This is a genomic window from Leptolyngbya sp. NIES-2104 (genome assembly GCF_001485215.1).
Taxonomy (GTDB): domain Bacteria; phylum Cyanobacteriota; class Cyanobacteriia; order Leptolyngbyales; family Leptolyngbyaceae; genus Leptolyngbya.
On the sequence record NZ_BBWW01000001.1, the window covers coordinates 291,194 to 307,322 of the forward strand.

The 16,129-nt window shown below is 46.7% G+C and carries 12 protein-coding genes; 5 read left to right on the plus strand and 7 right to left on the minus strand.

Annotated elements, in window-relative coordinates; translation table 11 throughout:
• Positions 1–47: 47 nt before the first annotated feature.
• The 7 genes from NIES2104_RS01495 to NIES2104_RS01525 all read right to left on the minus strand — a co-directional run bounded on the left by NIES2104_RS01495 (position 48) and on the right by NIES2104_RS01525 (position 10,768).
• Complete coding sequence (locus NIES2104_RS01495; protein ID WP_058995090.1) at positions 48–1,154, minus strand: hypothetical protein; 1,107 nt, start codon at positions 1,152–1,154, stop codon at positions 48–50.
• 22 nt (positions 1,155–1,176) lie between these two features.
• The gene (locus NIES2104_RS01500) at positions 1,177–2,139 is read right to left on the minus strand and encodes a lysylphosphatidylglycerol synthase transmembrane domain-containing protein (RefSeq protein ID WP_058995092.1); all 963 of its coding nucleotides are present in this window, start codon (positions 2,137–2,139) and stop codon (positions 1,177–1,179) included.
• A gap of 225 nt (positions 2,140–2,364) precedes the next feature.
• Positions 2,365–5,841 (minus strand): glycosyltransferase family 39 protein, encoded by a 3,477-nt coding sequence (locus tag NIES2104_RS01505; protein WP_058995095.1) that lies wholly within the window; start codon positions 5,839–5,841, stop codon positions 2,365–2,367.
• Complete coding sequence (locus NIES2104_RS01510) at positions 5,829–7,229, minus strand: hypothetical protein (RefSeq protein WP_058995096.1); 1,401 nt, start codon at positions 7,227–7,229, stop codon at positions 5,829–5,831. The genes NIES2104_RS01505 and NIES2104_RS01510 overlap by 13 nt, the downstream gene beginning before the upstream one ends.
• Before the next feature lie 47 nt (positions 7,230–7,276).
• The gene (locus tag NIES2104_RS01515; RefSeq protein WP_058995098.1) at positions 7,277–8,620 is read right to left on the minus strand and encodes an HlyD family secretion protein; all 1,344 of its coding nucleotides are present in this window, start codon (positions 8,618–8,620) and stop codon (positions 7,277–7,279) included.
• A 30-nt stretch (positions 8,621–8,650) separates the two neighbouring features.
• A complete protein-coding gene (locus NIES2104_RS01520; protein ID WP_225895195.1) occupies positions 8,651–9,880 on the minus strand; it encodes a glycosyltransferase family 4 protein in 1,230 nt (409 codons plus the stop codon).
• Positions 9,881–9,916: 36 nt separating this feature from the next.
• A complete protein-coding gene (locus tag NIES2104_RS01525) occupies positions 9,917–10,768 on the minus strand; it encodes a glycosyltransferase family 2 protein (RefSeq protein ID WP_058995102.1) in 852 nt (283 codons plus the stop codon).
• A 1,257-nt stretch (positions 10,769–12,025) separates the two neighbouring features.
• Here NIES2104_RS01525 and NIES2104_RS01530 point away from each other — a divergent pair.
• Genes NIES2104_RS01530 through NIES2104_RS01550 form a run of 5 tightly spaced genes read left to right on the plus strand, consistent with a single transcriptional unit; the run spans position 12,026 to position 16,090 of the window.
• Positions 12,026–13,522, plus strand: coding sequence for an efflux RND transporter periplasmic adaptor subunit (locus tag NIES2104_RS01530; protein ID WP_059001507.1), 1,497 nt, complete (start codon positions 12,026–12,028; stop codon positions 13,520–13,522).
• A 4-nt stretch (positions 13,523–13,526) separates the two neighbouring features.
• On the plus strand, positions 13,527–14,780 hold the full coding sequence (locus tag NIES2104_RS01535; RefSeq protein WP_058995104.1) for an ABC transporter permease: 1,254 nt from the start codon (positions 13,527–13,529) through the stop codon (positions 14,778–14,780).
• Positions 14,781–14,783: 3 nt separating this feature from the next.
• Entirely contained in the window at positions 14,784–15,458 is a 675-nt protein-coding gene (locus NIES2104_RS01540; protein ID WP_304607997.1) for an ABC transporter ATP-binding protein, read from the plus strand.
• Positions 15,459–15,506: 48 nt separating this feature from the next.
• Positions 15,507–15,740 (plus strand): hypothetical protein, encoded by a 234-nt coding sequence (locus NIES2104_RS01545; RefSeq protein WP_072218153.1) that lies wholly within the window; start codon positions 15,507–15,509, stop codon positions 15,738–15,740.
• Complete coding sequence (locus tag NIES2104_RS01550; protein WP_058995106.1) at positions 15,737–16,090, plus strand: type II toxin-antitoxin system PemK/MazF family toxin; 354 nt, start codon at positions 15,737–15,739, stop codon at positions 16,088–16,090. The genes NIES2104_RS01545 and NIES2104_RS01550 overlap by 4 nt, the downstream gene beginning before the upstream one ends.
• The last annotated feature ends 39 nt before the right edge of the window (positions 16,091–16,129 follow it).

Sequence of the window (16,129 nt, forward strand, 5' to 3'; positions counted from 1 at the left end):
AAAAGTGTGCTTTGATTCAGCGATGCTCTTATTGTATGAGGATTAACTCAATAATAGTAATCTGCAATTTTTTCAGCCAGATCCGCCCATTGCTGATCACCCGTGACCGATGCCCAATAAGCAAATCCTCGAATCACAGAGCGGTGCGACACTTCTTTCACAGCACCTACTCTAGTACGTTCTTGTCCAGCGGTGCGCTGATTGCCATCACTGCTAATTTCACCAGTGGGCAAAATTCGCGATCGCTCCCAGGCTAATCCGCGATTGATCATCGCAGCCACTCGCCAAGACAAGGGATCGTTCGGAAAGTAGACTAACCAGTGCTGAGCATAAACGAGTCCAACCATCTGATAACTGCTGTCATAGCCACCTTTTTCGGGATTGACACCATCCGAACGCTGTAAGTTCAATCCTTCCCAAATTGCAACACGAGAAAAATCAATGAGGTTCCGATCTCCAGTCAGTCTCCCCGTTAATCCGAGTGCAGCTCCTACTAAATATCGTCGGTGCGTGTAAGGTTGATTTTTCGCCATACCGGTGCGCCAAATCTCAGGGCGAATCATCCAACGGGCTGCACGATGCACAAGCGGCGTATACGTTGCAATCTGATCTGCGTATTGGGCTGCTTGAGGAGATTGTTTGAGCACTAAAAGCGATCGAGCAACGGCTTGCACAAAAAATGATGCACTATGAAACCCATCTGAAGTATCCCCAAAGCTACCATCGCTTAATTGATGATCAAAGCCCCATTGCATCATTTTAAAACCGCGATCGATTGCCGCTGGATCATTGCGAATCAAGCCACCGACAATTAAATCTTCACAATTGCGCTGGTCTTCGATGTACCATTTTTGTGAAAGTCCTTGTTCCCAGCGAACATTTGCGCTACTTGCTCCAGTCGGTGAACTGGGTTGAAACAGCTTCGAGGGATTGGGATAAAGATATTTTGGAATCAAGCTCTTGGATTCAAACCCTAGATCAGAGCCATTAGAGACTCGAACTAAGGCTTGATTCACGGCTTTGGTATTGTTAAAAATACGATCGAGAAATCGATTCAAAGACTGTCCCGCCACGCTGTGCTGGGTTCCGGTTAGCATGACGAGTAATAGCATTGCTCCAGCGATCCACCCAGTTTTCGATTTGACGAATGACATGCTACAGATTCCCCTTTGCAGCCTAGTTTTTCTTGCTCATTTGCTGTAGTCCAGTTGAGTCGAGCAACAATACGATCGCGCCTGGTAAGCTAAGCAACCAACTGAGCGCCGTAATCGTGACGGAAAGCAGAAACGCTTGTTCCGCTGTTAATTCTACTCGACCGAATAGATAAATCCACAGTCCTTCTTTTAAGCCGAGTCCGCCAAACGAAATCGGAAGTAACGTAATCACAACAATGATCGGGATAAACACTAACAATTGAAGATACGAAACCGGGATGGCTAATTGCTGTGCAATCATATAGTGATAATAAACGATCGCTAACTGTAACAGCAGAGAAAGCGCCAGCGAAGCCGCTAAGATTTGTCGATATTGCACAAAATCTTGTAACAGTAATTGTATTTTCGCCATTCGCGCCGTTAATCTTGCCAGCCGATACTTTGCAAACCAAGGCTCTACCCAGCGCAGTAGTTTTGGACTTGTGATGAGTACGACTCCACCCACGAGCGCAGCAACACAGCCGAGAAACAGAAAGATAATGTCCCACCGTCCGATCAACCGAAACGCGGGCACTAATCCGAGCACTCCAAGGGCGGACAATGCAACCAGTCCAGTAAATCGCTCTAAAAACACAGAGACTAAAGCAATCTCTGGATCTTTAGTCGTTTGAGCCAGCTTGTAAACGCGGTACACATCTCCACTCGTTGCACCTGGAAGAAAAATGTTGAGAAACATGCCAGCAAAGTAACTCTTCATCAATTCAGCGATCGGAACGGTGTGATGAGTCGTTCGTAAGATTAAGCTCCAGCGAATACAACTCATCCACTGGCAGACGGTGTAGTACAGCAATGCAAACAAGACAAACGACCAAGATAGATGCTGTAGCTGCGTCCAGGTTTGCTGAAGATTCACTTGAGTGAGTAGAAAAGCCAGCAATCCGATGCTAATCGCTCCTTTGAGAATGACGGTCACTTTTGATTTCATAGATCTTGCTCCGAACTAAGAAGATGTTTGAGAAGTGTTCGTTCATTGCTACAGCCCGCTCTGAAATGAATTTCGGGCTAATCGACGAAAGTCCATTGAAATGGACTAAGAACTTCAAACTGGCTCTGAGTCTACTTCAGTAGACTTTCCACGGTTAGCCCGAAATTCATTTCAGGGCGAGAGACAATCGAAGCGAAGAGACTGTTTATGCTTTTCAAACACTCTCTAAGGAACACCCAAATCTCGACCTTGATTTGGCACTCTGGGTAGAACACCCTCTTTGCGCTCCCATAGTCTTAACCGAGAGCCAAAAGTTTCTAGAACAGGTTCACCCAACGTCTGGAAAAACTGAATAAAGTTCGGGTCGTTGCGAAGTTCGCGTTCTTCATCAAGTTGAATCCAAATCCGATTCGTGCCTTCGAGAATGTGGCTCATTTGGTCTAAATTGCTTAATAGCTGTCCACCCCCCGCACGATCGACAACTTGACCTTCGCGCAGATACACGCTGTCAAACGGAATTGCCCAGTTTGACGGCAGCACATAATCGACCGCTCCACTAATTCCCGTTGCGACTGAAGGCGTATGAGCAATGATTAAATCTCCAGGCTGTCGGTGATCACGAATATATTCAAACGCATCGGTACTGCGTCGTGTCACCATGTCTTGATAGCCCGCAAACACTCGATCGACTTCTAAGTTTAGAAACAACAATAAAACCACGAACCCTGTTGCGAGTTTTCTCAGCGGTAATTGTCCTCCTAACACTCGCTCATAATGCGATCCCAAGGCTTGCATTACTACGATCGCGCTATAGACCGCCAAGATGATGAAGATCGGGTAGAACGTATACACATACCGAATTGCAACCTGATAGAGCAAAAGCGTCAAGAACAATACGCTAAGAAGGACATTGCTGAACAGAAAAAACAGTTTTCCATCTCGTCGCCAGATCGTATAAACAAAGCCCAACAAGAAAAAGAAACCATACAAGGTATACATTCGAGTCGGACCGACAAACAAACAATTCACAAATGCGGTCACTTGCCACAAATGCGGCTTGAGATAGGAATCAGTCGTAGAAGCAAGCACCACCCAAGGAGTCAAACATTTGATAATGAAAAAGATGCCATTAAACACATAGATCCCCATCGCCATCACACTCCCGACCACAATCCGCCAATCTTCGGATAATCGAAACGGACGGTAAAAGTACCAGAATCCCAAAAAGAAACAAGGCAGCAAAACGACCGTGACTTCTTGGCTAATCAGCATCAAGGTCAGGGCAACAAAGAAAAGATACTGATACCATCGACCCGATCGATCGATAAATCCTTTGATAAACGCTCCAAACACAATTACATCGAGTAGCTGAGTCAGTTGATAAAACCGAATGTTTCTGGAGTACCAAATTTCCATCGGATCAACTGCCAAAATCGCCACGACCACCAGCGCAATCCAAACCTTACCGGTCACTTTCCGGGCAAGTAGAAACACTGCAATCAACGTCGCTTGCCCCAAAAATACCGAGAGCAATCGAGCATTTGTTGCAGAATCCCCGAAGAGGCTCAACCACAGCGCAACCGCGTAGTGATAGAACGGTCCTCGGCTGTACCAAATTCCAGAAGTCGCGATCGGAACACCCGTCCGCAAAATTCCCCGAATGGCATCGAGCGAAACGCCTTCATCGGTATCTAGCGCTTGAAAGTCTAGATCGTACAGTCGAAGCACAAACGCAAACCCGAAGATGAGGATAAACAAAACACTCTGCCAGACGGTAGAGCTTGCAAATTTTAGTTTGGGTCTAGACTCCCAACGCGGCAGAGTTTCAAGATTAAACCCGCCAAAATGACTGCCATACACAATCGATCGAGGTTCTTCTGGGCGACTGTTCGATCGACGATTCCAAACGAAAGTCAGCCCTACAATCCCCACAAAGCCCAGCAGAGTTAAAGGAAGGCTTTGCGGCTGAATAAAGAATAATCCCCGCTCCACTTCTGTAAACCGATGTTTGAGCAATCCAACCGTTGCTAAAAACACGGTTCCGGGTAGCAACAATCCTGCTCCCACAATCAAATAATCCCAGTTCGATTGTTTCTGTTTCAGCCGAAATCGTCCCAGCATCCAAGCCCAGAACAGCGCAAATCCCACGCCAGCCGCCTGCAATAGACTACGGTAGCCAAGGTAACGGGGGTAATCATATAAATCTGCATTGCCTTCATATCGTCGCTGCACTCTCGACGGATTCGGCAGTCCCACGACTCTTGCTGTGTTTCCTGCTCCTGCACCTTCAAACCAGCCTGGAATTGCTCGATCGCTCACTTGCCAATTTTCATCAGTTACGATCGGACTGACAATTCTCGGATCACGATCTGGAGTTGGGGGGGACGCAGCCGATCGCAGCGCGAGATCCGTCCGCTGCTCATCATTTTCCGCATCTGCATCATCAGGAGTTGTCTCGATCGGGGACTCTTCTAGCTCTGTCTCCTCGTTTAAGGGCTGTGTTTCGTCTTGATCTAAAGATTGTGGAGAGTCTACTTCGAGTTCATTTTCTCCAGGGGCGGCTGTATCACTTGCAAATGCTTCTGAAGACGATCGCAGTGGGTTCGCTTGAGACAGCGACAATCCATGAGCTTTCTCCACCCATCCATCTAGAAAAAAGCTGAGTGGACTGGGATCAGTCGAAATCGCTTCTTGCGCGATCGGGCGCGAAGCTCGGACAGCAACAATATTTCTGCCTGGTTTGAGAAACTCAGTCACTTCATGAATGCGGACTTGATGGCTATTGACCACCCCCACCCGTCTCACCATTCGATGATTGATCATCAAACTATATCGACCATTCGCAGCAAATCGCACAAATGCCCGATGGGGCTGCTCAGAAATGTTCCATTCTCGTCTGAGCCAGAGTTCCCCGTTTTGGCTTTCTTGTCCTGTGATCCAAGCTCCACTAAGAAGGCGATCGAAGATGGTATCGGTTAATCGGCTGTAGGTTTTTTCTTGAACGGTTCCGAGAGCTTTCGCTGTTTCCCAATCCTCGTCGGGAAGTTCGGAATCATACCAAAAAATTCCCTGACGATTCTTCGGCAAAGTAGACACTAACCAAGGTGTTTCACCCGTTGTTAAATGAATTGCCGAAGAGAGCTTTCGCGAAGGATAGATGACTCCCTCGATCACAACACGCGGCGATCGACGAGGATTTTCAACCACGATCGCAATCACATTTTTTCCGGCTCTGAGATAGCGAGTGAGTTCTAAGTAAGCGGTTAGCTTCCAATCTGGACTCCCACCGTACCAGTAAGCAGGTCGATGGCGAAAATCATAAGAGCGACTATCACTTAAGCGCTGAAAGCGATCGCTAAGCTGTAATCCTAATCCGCGTGACTGATTCAATAAATTTGTTTCTCTTAAAACAGCTTGACCATTCACATACACAATAAAATCGCTATCCGCACTGATTTTTAACCAGGCAGCTTCTGGAGCATAGTTCAGTTTTTCAGTGCGTCGCAGATAGATTTTATAACTCGGCTGGCTGGCTGACACCCATTGTGCTTCGGGCGACCATTGGACAGATTCCAAATGCACAGGCGTATAAATGAGAGCAAAAATCGAGAGTCCCAATAACACGCCCAACGTGCTGATGATGCCGATCGATAGCCATCGGCTTAACGGCGTATTGCGCCAACTTGCTACTACTCTTTCCATGCTCTTTTATCAACAGATTTTTGATAGTCTTTCCAGGTCTGGTTGAGGTCGCCTTGACGATAGGCGTTCCAGGCTGAATGTAAATAAGCTTGTGCAACAAAAGCAATACTCGGCTGTTGTACATATCTTTGTGATTCCACAATGCGATCGACGACTGCGGGCAACGCCTCAAATTCGCCTGCAACGGTTCTCGCCAGTAGAAGACCATACAACGCTTCTAAATGTCCTGGAAACACCTGAAGGGCTGCTTCAAAATACTTGGCTGATCCCCCAGGCAACCGACCGTCTCCGGGTCTACGATTCGTCAGACGCTCGAACTTATCAGGATCATTAAAGTAATCAATGCCTTGATTTAACAAGGTTGCTGCTAAATAACCGCGTACTAGAAATTGATTCGGTTCTGCTTCTAGCGATCGACGAAAAAAAGGTTCAGCTTTCTCAAAGTCGCCCATGCGATAGTTCTCTAGACCCTTGGCATAATCTAACAGCGCGGGATCAGGCGTTCCTGCGTAATAGCTTGCTTCTGCCATTCGCCGCAAAAAGTTACGATCGCCCTGTAAAGGAGGATACCAAGCTGTGATCGTGCGACTTCCCGTCAAGACTTCTGAATACAGCCCTTGTGCAAATGCAGTTTCAAGCTGATAGTTCAAAAGATTCGGTAACAGCAGCGAAGTCACTAATAAAATGAGCACAATCGCAAAACCAGGAAGCAACCGCAGCAGATCTTTAGAAAATGCCTGAAAGCGCCGCTCTTCTAATCCTAGGTACAATCCCATCAGTGCTAAGACTAGCCCAATGACAGCAAAGCTCCAACCCCGACCAACGTAGCCGAAGAAATTATCGCTGTAGCCTAGTGCTCTGGTGAGAAAGCCATCCCAGGACGAAAGTTGAAACAACCGATAATCGCGAATAATCAAGTAAGGCGGAACTCGAATAAATCCATTACGATCGCTTGATCGCGGTAATGCAATGTTCTGTTTCCACATCGATTGAACTTCAGAAAAGTTCCGCTCGATGTGACGAGTGACCTGCAAATCCTGGCTGTAATAAGCCGCACCTAGAAACCCTAACGTTGGCGACCAAGTGACGACAAAGTAAGGAAATAACAATGCCGCAATCAATCCAATCCAAAGCGGTGTTCGAGCCAGTCGTTTCAAATTTTTCCAAAACGCAAACATCAGCACTAAAAATGCAAATGCGATCGCACCAAGTCTTCCAAAATGCGACGGGAGCAAGTTCGCCCCAAACGCTGTCACTGCTTCTGGTGGCAAAGAATACCAGGGCTGTAGTCCGCCAAAACCGAGTATCAGACCCGCTCCCAAAAGAAAGAATCTCTCACTTTTGAACCGACCTAATCTGCTGCCGATGGAATCAAACACTTCGCGCATGGAGCTATCTCAGAATGTTGGTAAATACTGATTGATGAAATCAAACGCTAACTATTTGCCGGATTCATCTGCACTCGATCGCCTGGATTTAGCCCTCTCGGAGTCAAGATCACCCGATCTTGAGGACTCAACCCAGATAACACTTGCCGCCGATTTTCAAAGGTTCGACCCACCTTAATTTTTCTCACCACCGCTTGGTCATTTTCGACCACCATCACCATCGCTTCACCCGCAGATAAATGCGTAATCGCAGATTCAGGAAGGCTTGCCATCGATTTTTCTGGCACAAATTGAGCATAGCCCTGTAATCCAGGCGGCATCTGCAATTCATCAACCTGAATCCAAACGGAATAGGTATAACGGCGATCGATGCCCACTCTAGCTCTGCCCGATCGCGCTGCATTTGTCGTTACGGTCGGATTTACCTGTGTCACTTTTCCTTGAAAGACGCGCCCTGGATAAGCCACTAGTCGCACCTCAGCCACATCACCGACTTTAACGGTGTTCAATCGAGCTTGATCGACAAAGGCTTGAAACACAATGTTTTCAGTCAATGTAACCAGCGGTAACGGATTCCCCTGTGCGACTTCTCCACTATCGATGTTCAGTTGGCTAACGAGTCCATCTGTCGTGGCATAGAGCGTTGTGTTATTGAGATCCCGCAGTGCGTTTTGAAGCGCGATTTTGGCATTTTCCAGCGTTAATCGCGCATCATCGACTTCAGCACTCAAACTGTTCTGAGTTACTGCTAATAGCTTTTGAGCCTCGATGAGTTCTTTTTGCCGACTCGCATAGATGTCTTCACTGTTAAAGCGATCGAACTCGCTGACTGCACCTTGTCGCGCCAGTCGGTTAATCTGATCTAACTTCGATTGTGCAATCCGCGATCGAGCGTTGGCATTCTCGACACTGGCAGATAATCCTCCAACTTGAGTCGGAAGCTCTTTTTGCAGCGCGATCAATTTCGATTCTGCGATCGCAATTTGATTTCGAGCGGCACTTACCGCATTTTCGTAAGGTGCTTTTTGCAGTTGAATCAGCGGCTGACCTTTACGAACTCGCTGTCCCTCTTTCACATAGACTTGCTCGATCTGAATCGGACCCGTCAGCACCGGACGCACCTGAATTTCATCGAGTGGCACCGATTCACCCGCCGCAGCAATTCCATCTTGTCGCTGCTCTTGTGCGATCGAAACAGTCTCAACACCGATAGAATTTCCCAAGAGTCGCTGTACGGAAGGATAGCCAATTTTCGATGAGAACATCGAAGAACTCGGATTTTTCAGAGTGGGTAATAGCACCGATAACGCCAGCCAACCCATCACCCCTAGCGGAGCAATCAGCAACATCGACAGAACAAATCGACTGGCAGTAGGATGAAGTTTGATCATGGTTTTAGCGTGAAAAGGACTGAGAACGAACTACCGCATCAAGGCGTTTTCAAACACCTGTTGCCAGAGTGGAACAATGCGTGACCAGCTAAAGCGGTACTGCACATCTTGTTGACCTTGCGATCCGAGCGTTGCAGCGAGTTCAGGATCAGCCAGCAGTTTTAGAATGACTTCTGCTAATGCCATCGCGTTGCGCTCTGGAACTAAGAAGCCATTTCTGCCCGAAGTAACAATGTCGGTGATCCCGCCTACTGGTGTCGCAACGACAGGTTTTGCATGAGCTAACGCTTCGATCATCACAATTCCCAAGCCTTCAGTTTCACCTTTGTCATCGACGATCGCAGGTAAAACAAAAACGCTGCACGTTGCATACTCTTCGGCTAAAGCTTCCCGTCCGAGCAACCCTAGAAAATCAACCGCGTGATCAATCTCTAGCTCTCGTGCCAGCGTTTGAAACAGTTCTCGACAGTCTCCATCACCTGCTACTCTCAATCGAACTGCTCGTTCGCGCAAAATCAGCGGCAATGCTCTCAAGAGATACTGCAATCCCTTACGCTCTAACAATCGTCCTGCAAACAGAATTCTAGGAATCTCACAGGTTTGGGAAGGTTTTGCTTCAACCGTGAGACCGTAAGGAATAATGTCGATCGTGCGACCGAACAGTTCTGGAGAGAGCTTTTGAATCAATGCTGCGGTAAATCCAGAGTTTGCTGTCACACCAGAGGTATAAGGCAGTAACCAGCGCAGCACTGTAGAAACAAACTTAAATTTACGACTCAGCAACAGTTCTGTACCGTGAAAAGTAAACACCATCGGAATGTTTAGCAGTCGATTGACCGGAAACGCCATCAATCCATGCGGAAAGGGCCAATGAACTTGCAGCAAATCTGGTTTCTCGCGCCAACACACCCAAAACAGTTGCAAAGCACCTAAAACAATATACAGTGCAGCAACAATCAAATAAAACGGATTTTTGTTGATCTTATGGGGAGCGCCATCACGGGCTAGATTCTCAAATCGTTTTGGACAATAGCGAAATCGATGCACTCGAATTCCATCTAAAACATGGCTCTGGCTCCCTTCAAATGCCGGAGCAAATACCGTAAACCGCACACCCAGAGGCAGTAAACGCAGATTTGCTTCTCGAACAAAAGAGCCATGGCGTGCCGTTTCCGTTTGCGGATAGACCGATGTAACGACTAAGATTCGTTTTCCTTGCAGATTGGTCATAGCTTGAAGCACAAAGGATAGATTAGTCACCGCTAATCGGTGACTAAGAAATAGAGCAAGCGATCGCTACGGCTCACGAACAATTTCGCGATCGAGATGTAGATAAAATGTCTTTTTCCCGGCTTGGAACCCGACCTTGATCCCTTGAGCGATCGCGTGTCCATATCGTTCGATTTCTTGAATCCGTCTTTGCACAAAGAACCACCAGCACACTCTTGAAAAGTCGATCGCAGAAGTTGCAAGTCTACGCTTACCAAACTTACTGTCTCCCGTGTAGCGGGGATACCAAGGTGTCGGTGTCTCTGTAATGGAATGTCCTTTTGCTGCTAACACAGCAAGTAGATAGCGATGCGTTACAGTTTGAATCGGCAGATTGATCAGAATGTCTCGGCGAACGAGCTTGATCCAGTTCATATCATGAATGTTTAGACCAAACACAAGCCGACAGGCAGTATTGGCGAATGTTGATGCGAATACTTTTCCGTCTCCTCGACCTTGCCGCCAACCTGCAACACCATCAATTCCTGGTTCGCAAGCTTCAAGCAGTAGGGGTAAATCAACCTTTGGATCAGATTCTAAATCTGCTTGTCCCCAAAAGATCCAGTCTGTTTCGACGTGAGATAGAGCAGTTCTCCACACCTCTGTCACACCACGGCGACGAGGATGATGCACAACCTTCAAGAAGGAGTAAGATTGTGCTAACTGGGCAAGAATTTTAGCACTGTTGTCTGTGCTTCCATCGTTCACTAAAAGAACAGGTAGCGTAAATCCGAGCTTTTCAAAGGCTTGGTTGATTGAAGAGAACAATAATTCTAAATTACCTTCTTCGTTGAGGCAAGGGATTACAACAGTAACTGAACGGCTGTCAGCAGGCGGCAAGATGCCAGAGTGCTGAGGGGCTTTGGTGAATGAAGACATGTGAAACTCCTGATGATCTTTTGAGCGAAGTCACGCCTGCCGGATGATGGAGTCAAAATCCGCAGCGCGAGCTAGATGATTATTTCCAGGAACAGCAAATTTAGCGGTTCATTGAACAGCTCTTCGTCGCGAACAATGCTCTAAGCTTTTATCAAGCACTTCTGACTGTTATCTAACAGTTCCAAGACCGATTAGCCTTTCTTACTAAGCTATTATTTGAACTGCCTCTAAGCAACCATGACTCATGGCTTTTAAGCTTAGCGATAGAATCAGTGTTGAGTGCAAATGCGATTACTTGCTGTGTTAGAGAACACAAAACGGATGATTCAATAATCCTGAGCGAGAAGCGATATCTCTATCAATGCAATGAGTTCCTTGCTGGGATCAAGCAGTTCCTTAGCTTTTGATGGTCTAACCGCAAGGCTGCTAAGGGCTGAAACTGTTCTCGATCGCGCAAATCTAAAGGATAAGAACTCAGACAACTTGAGTAAAGTAACAAGTCACGCATCGGTGAATTAGCTCCGTAAGTGTGGGGCAACACAGGAAGAGCACTGTAAAATCGCTTTCCTAACAAGGAAGAACAATGTTCTAAAAAAGAAAGTTTGCACTCTTAGAAAAGCAATGCCTTGAGAAACAAGGCGCGGTAGATTCTTCCTGATCAACTTGGATAAAAGTGAGAACCTCAAGTGAAGTGCAATGTTACACTCCTTGACAAATGCAGCATTTAACTTGCTTAGACTTACTTCAAATCCACTGCAACTTGCATTGAATGAGGTAATACACTCCAGCTAGACTGTAATGACAAACATTCTACTTTGCAATCTGGAACACATAGCTTCACAGAAACTTTAAATTTATACAACGCTTACGGAAAGTGATTTCTGTATTCTTAACCCGTTCATCCTATAGGGAAGAGCTACTTTACGCCCTGTCTATTCTCAATGATGTATACCTATCGGCGGAGTTACAGATTGAATCATGACGATTTGCATATGTCTGTTTGCTTCGTTGCTACAAAGCCTAGAACTAGCTAAGAGGCAAATAGTATCACTAAATCGTTGAATAGTATCATTGAGATCATTTGAAAATCAAGCGTACCGCTTAACAGATCGTAACGGGAGCGGTGAACGGATTGGTCGATCGTACTGTCTAACACACCAGGGATTCAATACACTAAGGGACGAGCTAGTCCAGTGTGACCATTGTGGCTTCGATCTAAAAATAAGGGGGACAGCATCCGTGAAACAAGGGGCGATCGTGAAACCGAAGATACCGACAAAGCTACCGAAGTGGGCAGTCTGGCTGATTGGACTCAGCATTCTATTCGGGGGCGGATATTTCGCATACAATCAATACACATCTGCTCAAAGGCAAGATGTCCGACGACGAGTGCAAACTGTGACTGCGGAGCGCGTCGATGCTCCAATTACAATTTCTGCGAATGGAACGATTCAGCCTGCCCAATCGGTGAATGTGAGTCCTAAAAATTCTGGTGTGCTAAAGCAACTATTGGTGAAAGAAGGCGATCGAGTGACAGCAGGTCAAATTCTGGCTTACATGGATGATTCCAATTTTCAAGGACAATTGATTCAGGCACAAGCACAGGTCGCGAATGCTGAAGCAAATCTGAAGAAACTAGAATCCGGTAATCGCCCTCAAGAAATTGCTCAAGTTCAGGCACAGCTTGCAGCGTCTCAGGCGAACTTAGATAAGTTAGTCGCGGGCAATCGTCCTCAAGAAATTGCTCAAGCGCGATCGCAGTTAGCCGCAGCGGAAGCAAACTTACAACAAGCCGAATTAACCTATAACCAAAATCAAAGGTTATTTAGTTCAGGAGCATTATCACAGCGCGAATTTGATACTTCCCGAACGACATTAGCAACCGCTCGTGCTCAAGTGGAACAAGCAAAACAGGCGACGAATCTTCAGCAATCTGGAACTCGTCCAGAAGAGATAGCAGCGGCTCGTGCTCAGGTGGAGCAATTAAAACAATCTCTAAGTTTGCAGCAGGAAGGGAATCGCTCAGAGGACATCGAAGCGGCTCGTGCTCAAGTCATGAACGCTCAAGGACAATTAAAAACGGTTCAAACTCAGATTAATGACACGATTATTCGCGCTCCATTTGCGGGAGTGATTACGCGGAAATTTGCTGATCCAGGATCATTCGTGACCCCGACCACATCGAGTAGTGCTGTCTCTTCTGCGACTTCTTCTTCGATTTTGGCGTTAGCTTCGATCAATCAGGTTGTCGCAAAAGTGCCAGAAACGAGTATTTCGCGGGTGAAGATCGGGCAGCGAGTGACGATCGAAGCTGATGCGTTTCCGGGTAAATCTTTTACGGGAACCGTCGTACAAGTTGCGAAACAATCGACGGTGGATCAAAATGTCACCAATTTTGAAGTCAAAGCTTCGATCGATGATCCGCAGAACAATCTGCAAGCGGGGATGAATGCGAATGTGAAGTTCAATGTCGGTAAGCTTGATAATGCTTTGGTGATTCCAACCGTTGCGATCGTGCGTCAAGCAGAAGGCACCGGAGTATTGCTTGCAGGTGAAGGTAGACCGAGATTTCAGAAGATTACAACCGGAGCCAGCGTGGATGACAAAACAGTGATTGAGTCGGGACTAAAAGAAGGCGATCGAGTGCTGATTAGTTTCCCGCAAGGAGAGCGACCACAATCGAGAACTCCTTCTGTGTTTCCGGGTGCGCCTGGAGGCGGATCTTCTGGCGGTAATAGACGGGGAGGAGGTTAGGTGTATGGGAAAGCGATCGCATCCGATTTCACTGCTGGAAATTTTTACAATGGCAGTGGAAGCACTCTGGAGTAATCGACTCCGCACGAGTTTAACCATGTTAGGAGTCATCATTGGGATTGCTTCGGTGATTACAGTAACTTCAGTAGGGCAAGGAGTACAAAAAGCAACTGAACAACAGATTCAAGCATTAGGCACGAATGTCATGTTGGTGCTGTCGGGTGTTGCTCGATCGGGTGGCATTAGTCAAGGATCAGGATCAGCGAGTACGCTCACGCTCGAAGATGCTCAAGCGGTAGGGCGACAGGTTCCGGCGGCTGAGGGAGTAACCGCATTTTTACAACGAGGTGGGCAAGTTGTTTATAACGATCAGAACACGTCTACTTCGATTTTAGGCATTGATTTGAACTATTCGGATGTGAAAGAAATCAAACCGCAAGAAGGGCGATTTTTTACTCAAGAAGAGATGCGGAATGCAGATTCGATCGTGGTGCTGGGAAGTGCAGTACGGGATAATTTATTTTCGTCTGGAGAACCTGCGATCGGGGCAAATATTCGGATTCAAAACAATCGATATCGGGTAACTGGAGTTGCAGAACCGAAAGGCTCAGTCGGTGGACAAGATCAAGACGATCGCGTTTACATTCCTTTGACAAATATGTCTTCGCGCATTGTGGGAAATAATTCGCTCAATGGTCGGGCAATTAGTGGATTTTGGGTGAAAGCAAAAGATCAAATTCAGCTTGAAGCGGCACAGTTTCAAGTGACGAATCTTCTGAGAATTCGACATAACATTTATCCACCGAAGCCTGATGATTTTCGCATCAGCAATCAGGTTGATATTATCAATACCTTTAGTAGCGTGGTGGGATTGTTCACAATTCTAGTCAGCGCGATCGCTGGAATTTCTCTAATCGTAGGCGGAATTGGGATCGCAAACATTATGCTCGTTTCGGTGGTTGAACGAACTCGCGAAATCGGGATTAGAAAAGCGATCGGGGCAACTAACAGCGCGGTTCTTAGTCAATTTCTCACTGAAGCAATTCTCGTTTCGATGTTAGGAGGTGCGATCGGGGTTGCAGTTGGATTAGGGCTTGCGTTTGCTGCTTCTAGTGTTTTTAGCTTTCCGTTTATTGTTTCAGGATTTGCGATCGCATCAGGACTAACACTCGCTCTAGTGGTTGGCTTGATTGCGGGTGTAATTCCGGCTCGAAATGCCGCCCGACTTGATCCGATTGCAGCACTCCGGAGCGATTGAACAATGGCAACCATGATTTGGATGGAAAATGTTATCAAGACCTATCGATTAGGTGACATTGATGTTCCAGTACTCAAAGGCATTGATCTGACGATCGAGGAAGGTGAATATGTGGCGATTATGGGTATGTCTGGGTCAGGTAAATCAACTTTGATGAACATTATCGGTTGCCTCGATCGACCTTCTGACGGTCACTATGTTTTAGAAGGTCAAAATCTAACAACCTTAAATGATGATGAACTTGCTTTTATTCGCAATCAGCGAATTGGCTTTGTGTTTCAGCAGTTTAATTTACTCAATCGATCGACTGCACTTGAAAATGTAATGTTGCCGATGGTGTATGCCGGAATTCCGCGATCGCAAAGACAACATCGAGCCGCAGAAGCTCTGACTCGTGTGGGACTTGCAGAACGGTTATCAAATCGCCCGAATCAGCTCTCAGGAGGACAACAGCAGCGAGTCGCGATCGCTCGTGCATTAGTGAATCGTCCGGCACTCGTTCTAGCCGATGAACCAACCGGAGCATTGGATACTCAGACTTCACTAGAAGTGATGAGTTTGTTAACCGAGTTGAATCAGCAGGGAATTACGATCGTGATTGTGACACACGAACCGGATGTCGCGGCTCAGACTCAGCGGGTGATTCATGTCAAAGATGGGTTAGTGGTCGATCGTTAAGCGATCGGTTGTTGCTCAGCTAAAATACAGGTAATGGAGGGAAAAGTGATGATTTCAACCGAATTGATTCTAGAAGAATCGCAGCTTGAGTTTCTGAACCAGTTTCAGCAATACGGCTTCAAAGACCAACATGAGGTTGTTCGGACTGCACTGGCTCGACTGAAACAAGCATTGCAGCAAGAACGATTAATCGAGTCTGCACATTTGTATGCTGAGCTTTACGAGGAAGATTTGGAGGTGCAAGCGTTGACGGAGGCGGCATTGTCGGACTGGACAGAATGACAGTATTGCAACGCGGCATGATTGTGAATGTCAATCTAAATCCTACTAAGGGTTCTGAGACGGGGAAAACTCGCCCTTGTATTGTTGTGACGAATAACATCTATAACGCTAGAGTTCCAGTGATTCAAGTTGTTCCGATTACAGAATGGAGCGAGAAAAAAGCAAGAATTGCAACGAACGTCGAAATCGAGCCTTCAGACACAAATGGATTATCGAAAAAATCGATCGCAGATTGTTTGCAGACTCGACCGATTGATCATCGCTTCAGATTAATCAATGTTCGGGGCAATTTGGAGCCAAAACTTTTAAGTGCGATCGACGACGCTTTGAGAACGGTTTTTGCGCTGTAATGTGCGAAATCCCGTAGTCTAGAAATTGCTCGATCGCAC